The 6,255-nt window shown below is 70.8% G+C and carries 8 protein-coding genes; 3 read left to right on the top strand and 5 right to left on the bottom strand.

Going from position 1 to position 6,255, the window contains the following annotated elements:
- Window positions 1-498, bottom strand: a 498-nt coding sequence (locus OEY_RS29055) for a hypothetical protein (protein WP_010596355.1), incomplete at its 3' end; no start/stop codon positions are given.
- Window positions 485-1,003: a hypothetical protein gene (locus OEY_RS0124325; RefSeq protein WP_010596356.1), complete on the bottom strand. Its 519-nt coding sequence runs from the start codon at window positions 1,001-1,003 to the stop codon at window positions 485-487. The genes OEY_RS29055 and OEY_RS0124325, both read right to left, overlap by 14 nt.
- 168 nt (window positions 1,004-1,171) lie before the next feature.
- Here OEY_RS0124325 and OEY_RS0124330 point away from each other — a divergent pair, with 168 nt between their 5' ends.
- Window positions 1,172-1,501 (top strand): DUF6191 domain-containing protein, encoded by a 330-nt coding sequence (locus OEY_RS0124330; protein ID WP_006554824.1) that lies wholly within the window; start codon window positions 1,172-1,174, stop codon window positions 1,499-1,501.
- On the opposite strand, the gene otsB is transcribed toward OEY_RS0124330, so the two are convergent.
- The 3 genes from otsB to OEY_RS30975 form a co-directional block, all read right to left on the bottom strand.
- On the bottom strand, window positions 1,498-4,749 hold the full coding sequence (otsB, locus tag OEY_RS0124335; protein WP_010596357.1) for a trehalose-phosphatase: 3,252 nt from the start codon (window positions 4,747-4,749) through the stop codon (window positions 1,498-1,500). The two genes, OEY_RS0124330 and otsB, sit on opposite strands and share 4 nt — an antisense overlap.
- Window positions 4,750-4,891: 142 nt before the next feature.
- On the bottom strand, window positions 4,892-5,173 hold the full coding sequence (locus tag OEY_RS0124340; protein WP_029540205.1) for a hypothetical protein: 282 nt from the start codon (window positions 5,171-5,173) through the stop codon (window positions 4,892-4,894).
- A gap of 128 nt (window positions 5,174-5,301) precedes the next feature.
- A complete protein-coding gene (locus tag OEY_RS30975) occupies window positions 5,302-5,469 on the bottom strand; it encodes a hypothetical protein (protein WP_017681093.1) in 168 nt (55 codons plus the stop codon).
- 105 nt (window positions 5,470-5,574) lie between these two features.
- Between OEY_RS30975 and OEY_RS0124350 the strand changes: the two genes are divergently transcribed.
- Both OEY_RS0124350 and OEY_RS30060 read left to right on the top strand, forming a co-directional pair.
- The gene (locus OEY_RS0124350; protein WP_006554822.1) at window positions 5,575-6,096 is read left to right on the top strand and encodes an NUDIX domain-containing protein; all 522 of its coding nucleotides are present in this window, start codon (window positions 5,575-5,577) and stop codon (window positions 6,094-6,096) included.
- A gap of 8 nt (window positions 6,097-6,104) precedes the next feature.
- On the top strand, window positions 6,105-6,255 hold a 151-nt coding region (locus OEY_RS30060; RefSeq protein WP_237713788.1), incomplete at its 3' end, for an SDR family NAD(P)-dependent oxidoreductase.

A 6,255-nucleotide genomic window follows, 5' to 3' on the forward strand; every position in this document is an offset into this window, starting at 1 on the left:
GAAGAGTCTGCGGGCCTTTTCGTCGGTGCCGTGCACCCGGATCTCGGTGAGCAGGACGCAGGTCTGCGCGCCGTACGGCAGAACGGTGAAACTCCATGTGCCGACCCCGCATTCGGGAACCGAGATGCTCGACAGGGGCGTGCCGGGATCCCAGTCGACACGGCCGTACCCCGGCTCCCACCACCGGCCGACGAAGCCGAGCACGAGTTCGCGCCCCGGTTCCTCGGCGACCACCTCGAAGCCGCCCTGCGGACCGATCAGGTCCCCGAGACGGACCGCGCGGCGCGCCCGCACCGTCCGGTGCCGCGGCGCGCGCACGGCGTCGAAGGCCATCCGGGCCAGATTGGGGGCGGCGATCACCGGGGATCGCATGAAGTCGATGCGGCGGATCGCGGCGAACGTGTCCCCGGCGGGGGCGTCGACCACCCGCGCGCGTACGACCCGTTGCTCGAAAACCGGCAGCTGCCGGTCGGTCGCAGTGGAGTCACCGTCCGGCATTGTTGCTCCTCGGGAGCTGCGCCGTCCGATTCGCCGACAGCTGCCGGACCATCACCCAGCGCGCGACGAGGTAGCCGAGGACACCGCCGTAGACGGCCTTCAGCACCAGGAACCATCCCGTCGACAGCCCGGACACACCGAGCAGGTGCAGCACCCAGATCGCGAGCACGGAGACGGCCGCGGCGGCCGCCCCGAGCGACAGACCCAGAGACCAGGTCCCGGACGGCAACCGCGACAGCCACCGACCGGCCTGCGGGGCGTCTGCGGTGGTTGCGTCGAGCCCTCCGCGTAGCGCCCGACGCACCCCGGCGGCGGAGAACCCGGCGACGAGCACGGAGAGGATGATCGCGGTCAGCGCGATGTCGACGACGATCCCGTCCGCGGACCACAGCGGCACGAAGGACGTGCCGCGCTTGCCCGCCCACGCCAGCAGTGGATTGACGACGACGTTCACCAGGCCGGTGACGACGGCCTGCTTCCGGACATACGAGGCAGCAGAATCCACGGCCCATCCTCCCGATCCCGGCCCGCGGGAGCGGGCTCGTTCTCATCGTGAACCGCGGAACCGTGCTCGTTCCAGGGCCGTTGGTCCCGAGAGGGCGGCGCCGACGGGGCGTGGACGGGACTCGGCGCTCTATCCTCGGACATGTCGGCCGCCGCCCCGAGGAGAGTCATGTATCTGCTGGCAGGTGCCGTCGCGCTCGTCGTCGCCGTGCTGCTGCTCGATCGGCTCGGGCTGTGGGCGGAGCGTCGAGGCTGGGTCTACTGGCGCAAGAATCGGCCACCGGCGAACGGAGCCGGTGCCGCGGGTCTTTTCGGTGAGATGCAGGCGCTGTTCTCGCCCTCGCACCGGCACGTGATCGACGAGGGCCGCTCCAGGCAGATGTCGCGGTCGGACACGGCCGCGGGGGAAACCGAACGGATGATCCTCGACCTGCACGCGGGAACCGTGGCGATCGACGTTCGCGGTCGCGCGCCGCAGGGCGGTCCGTCGTCGCACTAGCTCAGGCGAACCGTGCCTCCCGGCTGCAGATGCGCGACGCGGCCGCGGCATTCGATCTCGATCGGCGCCTGGTTCCCGGGGCCCGCGCTTACCTGGACCTCTCTGCCTTTGATGCGCAGGCGAAGACGGTAACCCCGGTAGAAGATGGGGAACTCCAGGGCGCCCAGCGGCTCGGGCCACTGCGGGGAGAACACGAGCCGGCCGCCGCGGGTTTCGAGGCCGGGGACGCACCGCTGCAAGAAGTCGACGCTGCCGGCCATGGCCGCGAGATGAATGCCCTCCATGGTGGTGCCGCCCTGGATGTCGGCGATGTCGGCCTTCAGCGCCTGGTAGAAGTAGTCTACGGCCTCGTCCCGGTGGGCTCGGGCCAGCACCCAGGAATGGACCACCCCGCTCAGGGTGGAGCCGTGCGAGGTTCGCGCCATGTAGTAGTCGATGGTCCGCGGGATCTCCTCGGTCGGGAACCGGTAGCCGAGCCGTTCGAGCAGTTCCTGCAGTTCGTCGGCGGACAGCAGATAGAACAGCATCAGCACGTCGGCCTGCTTCGACGCCCGGTAACAGTTGACGTCGTCGCCTTCGGCCTCGAGGATCCGGTCGAGTCGCTGGATGTCGCCGTAGCGGCGCCGGTAGCCGTCCCAGTCCAGCTCGGCGAGCTCGTCGTACCCCTCGAACTGGCTGAGGACACGGTCGTGGAACGGGACGAACATCTTGCGTGTGATGTCCTCCCAGCGTGTCGTCTCCTGCGCGTGCAGCCCCAGCGCCTGGGTCAGATACGAGCGGATCTGCAGCGGGAGCAGGTCGAGTGTCTCCAGCGCCCGCAGGATCACCCAGACCGACATGACGTTGGTGTACGCGTTGTTGTCGATCCCGTCGTACGGGGCGCCGGGGTAGCCGGAGTGGAACTCGTCGGGGCCGATGACTCCCCGGATGCTGTACCGGTCGCGAGTCTCGTCGTAGGACGCGAGGTCGGCGTAGAAGCGGGCGATCTCGACGAGCATCTCGGCGCCGTACTCGATCAGGAACTCCAGGTCGCCGGTGACCTGGTAGTACTGCCACACGTTGTAGGCGATCGCGATGCCGATGTGGTGCTGGCGCCGGCTCGGATCCGGGTTCCACCGCCCGGATCTGGGGTTGAGGTGGAGCTGCGGGCTCTCCTCGCGGCCGTCGCTGCCCGACTGCCACGGGAACATCGCGCCCCGGTGCCCGGCTTCGCGTGCCATCCGGCGCGCCTCCCGCAGGCGACGGTAGCGGTAGCGCAGCAGCGACCGGGTCAGCGCGGGCAGCCGCAGGTTGAGCACCGGGAACACGAACAGCTCGTCCCAGAAGACGTGCCCGCGGTACGCCTCACCGTGCAGCCCACGGGCCGGCACGCCCACGTCGAGGTCGGTGGTGTTCGCGGAGACGGTCTGCAGCAGATGCAGAAGATGGAACCGGACGACGCGCAGGGCGTGGCCGTGACCCGGACCCTCGTAGTCGATGCCCAGGTGATCCCACAGGTATCCCCAGGCGAGCACGTGGCCGTCGAGCAGTTCGTCGAACCGGCCCAGCCGGGGGAGCCACCGCGCGGCTTCGTCGGCCGGTTCGGACACCGCCGGGTCACGTCCGGTGAACACCGTCACGATCTTCTCGAGCGTCACGGCCCGGTCGGGGTCGACGTCGACGACGATCTCGTGTCCGATCCGGTCGCCGCCGTCGACCAACCGGCACTCGGCCGCAACGGGTTCCCCGCCGCACCACACCGTGTGCCGGGCCGCCATCGCCACCGGGATCCGCGACTGGTTGGTCTGCACCGCCAGCAGCACCGAGTCGGCCGACAGGGCGGTGGACTGCAGCGGCTCGAGGTGCTCGTCGGCGAGGGCGCGGTAGCGCTCGACGAGGGAGTTCCGGACCGTGCCGTCCAGCAGGGAACGGATCTCGAGCCGGCCCGACCAGTCCTCGGCCGCGATCGTCGTCTCGAGGGCGCAGGCGTGCGGGACGTTCATGGCGACGAACCGCCGCTGCCGCACCGAGGTGGTGCGGCCCGCGGCGTCGCGGAAACGCAGCCGCCGGGTGAGGACGGCGCGGCGCAGATCGAGGTACTGGTGGTAGTCGAGCAGTTCGGCCGAGTCGAGGTCGAACCACTGCCCGCCGTCGACGCGGAAGGTCACCGGCAGCCAGTTCGGCAGGTTCACCAGACTCTCGTGGTCGACGATGCTCCCCGAGACCTCGTCGTCGAGCCGGTTGAAGATGCCGGCCACGTAGGTGCCGGGGTAGTGCACGCCGTCGGCCCGGGATTCGGGAGCGCAGCCGCGGGTGGCGAAGTAGCCGTTGCCGACCGTGCAGAGGGCCTCGCGCAGCTTCTCGGTGGACGGGTCGTAACCGTCGAAGAACATCGTCCAGGCGTCGTCCGGGGGCGGCGCGATCCCCGGGTCGCTGCCGAGCAGATCCGCCAGCCGCTGCAGGATCTCGCGAACCCGGTCCGGGCCGTCGACCGCGAACTGGGCCGTCGACCGCCGGTCACCCTCCCCGGGGTGGCGCACGACGACGCCGATCCCGGTCGACGTCAGGGCCCCGAACGCCTCGTCGCCGGTGAGGTCGTCGCCGATGTAGACCGGCATGGGGTCGCCTGCGCCGCGGACGTGCTCGAGTACCCAGGCCACCGCCCGTCCCTTGTCCCACTCGACGTCGGGGCGCAGTTCGGTGACCCCGCGCCCGTGCGTGACCCGCAGCGGGCCGTCCCGGCCGGCCGCATCGCGCACCGCCGCGAGGACCTCATCCATCCGGTCCCCGGCGACGTGGCGATGATGAACGGCGACGGTGAAACGCTTGGGCTCGACCAGAACGCCGGGCACGGCGGCCAGGCTGTCCCGGAGGGCGACGGCGAGCTGCCCGAGGTCGGGCACCGCGCGATCGGCGGCCTCGTGCCGGTGGTACGTGCCGTCCGGACCCACGAGCTCGAAACCGTGGCTACCCGCGTACCAGAGGCCGGGCACGCCGACCCGCGCCTGCAGGTCGGCCACATCGCGGCCGCTGATCACGCCGACCGGGCAGTACCGGGCGAGCCGGGCGAGCTCCTCCGCCGCGCCGTCCACGAGGGTGGCCGCACTGGGATCGTCCGCGAGGTGGGCGAGGGTGCCGTCGAAGTCCAGGAACACGGCGTAGCGGCGGGTGCGCAGCATGGCGGTCGCCTGGTGCCGGGATGCCAGGGCGTCCGGGATTTCCGACAGCCGGCGGTCACGGGGACGCGGTTCGACCGTGGGGGTGGTCATCGGCTCGGCTCGGATGATGAGTGCATGGCAGTCTGTCCCTCGGCGCCGTTGCGGAACAGGCCCACAGGAGTTTTCCCGATTCTACGATGTGCTCGCCGGTGGGCAGGCCCGTTTCGATGCGGCCCGCCGCCGGTCGGGTCGGCTACGACCAGGTCCTCGGGTTGAAGACGACGTAGAACCAGGCATTCGCCGCGGGATCCCACGAACACGACACGAGGACGACAGCACCGATGGACCGATCGAACGCCTCGGCCTTGGAGCAGACGGCGCTGCCTTCCGGCCCCGCGAATTCGGCGCGGTAGAGCGGACCGATGCGCCACGGCGCCGCAGCGGCGGTCCCGGGTCCCACGGTGGCACCGAGGACGACCGGGGCGGCGACCAGACCGGCGAGGGCGGCGGCCCGGCGGGCGACCTTCTTCGACACGAGGACTCCTTCGGTTCGGGAACGGTCCCGGCAGCCTGTCGCGTCCTCCGCCGGAACCCGCCCCTCGATGATCACCGGCGGACACCCGCCGTGCAGGCGTTCGCCCGAACCGGCACCGCTGTCCGGAATCAGACCTCCAGCTGCTCGGCCTCCTCGATTGCCGCCTGCAGCTGGTCCAGTAGCGCTCGGGCCTGCGCGATGTCGAGAGCGACACCGAGGCCTTCCGGCAGGTCGAGCACGACGCCGGGTCCGTTCGCGCGGGCGGTGACGGGATGATCGCCGGTCGTATCGGTCACGGCTGGGTCCTTCCGGTTCGGGGGCACGGTTGCCGGGTCTCAGTCTGCCCGGAAGAACTACCGTGTGGGTGCGGGCGCACAGGCCGGTGCCGGAAAGGTGGATCGATGGCTGTCACGAGCGCCGGGATTCTGCTGTACCGGATCGACGATGCCGGTGTGCTCGAGGTGTGGATCGTGCATCCGGGCGGCCCGTACTGGACCGGCAAGGACGAGGCGGCCTGGTCGATTCCCAAGGGTGTGTACGGCGAGGACGAGGATCCGTTCGCCGTGGCGCTACGGGAATTCGAGGAGGAATGCGGAATGCCCGCGCCCTCGGTGGACTACGAGATGCTCGGGCGGTTCAAGCAGCCCTCCGGGAAGATCGTCACCGTCTACGCCGCCGAGACCGCCGCGGAGCTGGCCTTCCTGGGCAGCAACACCTTCGATCTGGAGTGGCCGCCGCGGTCCGAAAAGGTGCAGAGCTTTCCCGAGGTGGACGACGCCCGCTGGTTCCCGCTCGCCGTCGCGGACGTCAAGCTCGTGAAGGGGCAGCGCCCGATCCTCGCCCGGCTCGGCGAGCGGGTGCACGCGGCCGGCCGGGCGTCCGCGGGGACGTCCAGCAGCGGAACGGAGGACGCGGGTACGTGAGCAAGACCGTGCTGATCACCGGGGGAGGGCGGGGACTCGGCCGGGTCACGGCCGGGAAGCTCGCCGCCCGAGGGCACAACGTCCTGCTCACCGCGCGTACCCGGGCTGCCGCGGAGGACGCCGTCGCGGCGATACGGCGGGGGGGGCCCCGGGCGCGGG

This window comes from Rhodococcus sp. P14, assembly GCF_000256505.1.
Classification (GTDB): Bacteria; Actinomycetota; Actinomycetes; order Mycobacteriales; family Mycobacteriaceae; genus Rhodococcus; species Rhodococcus ruber.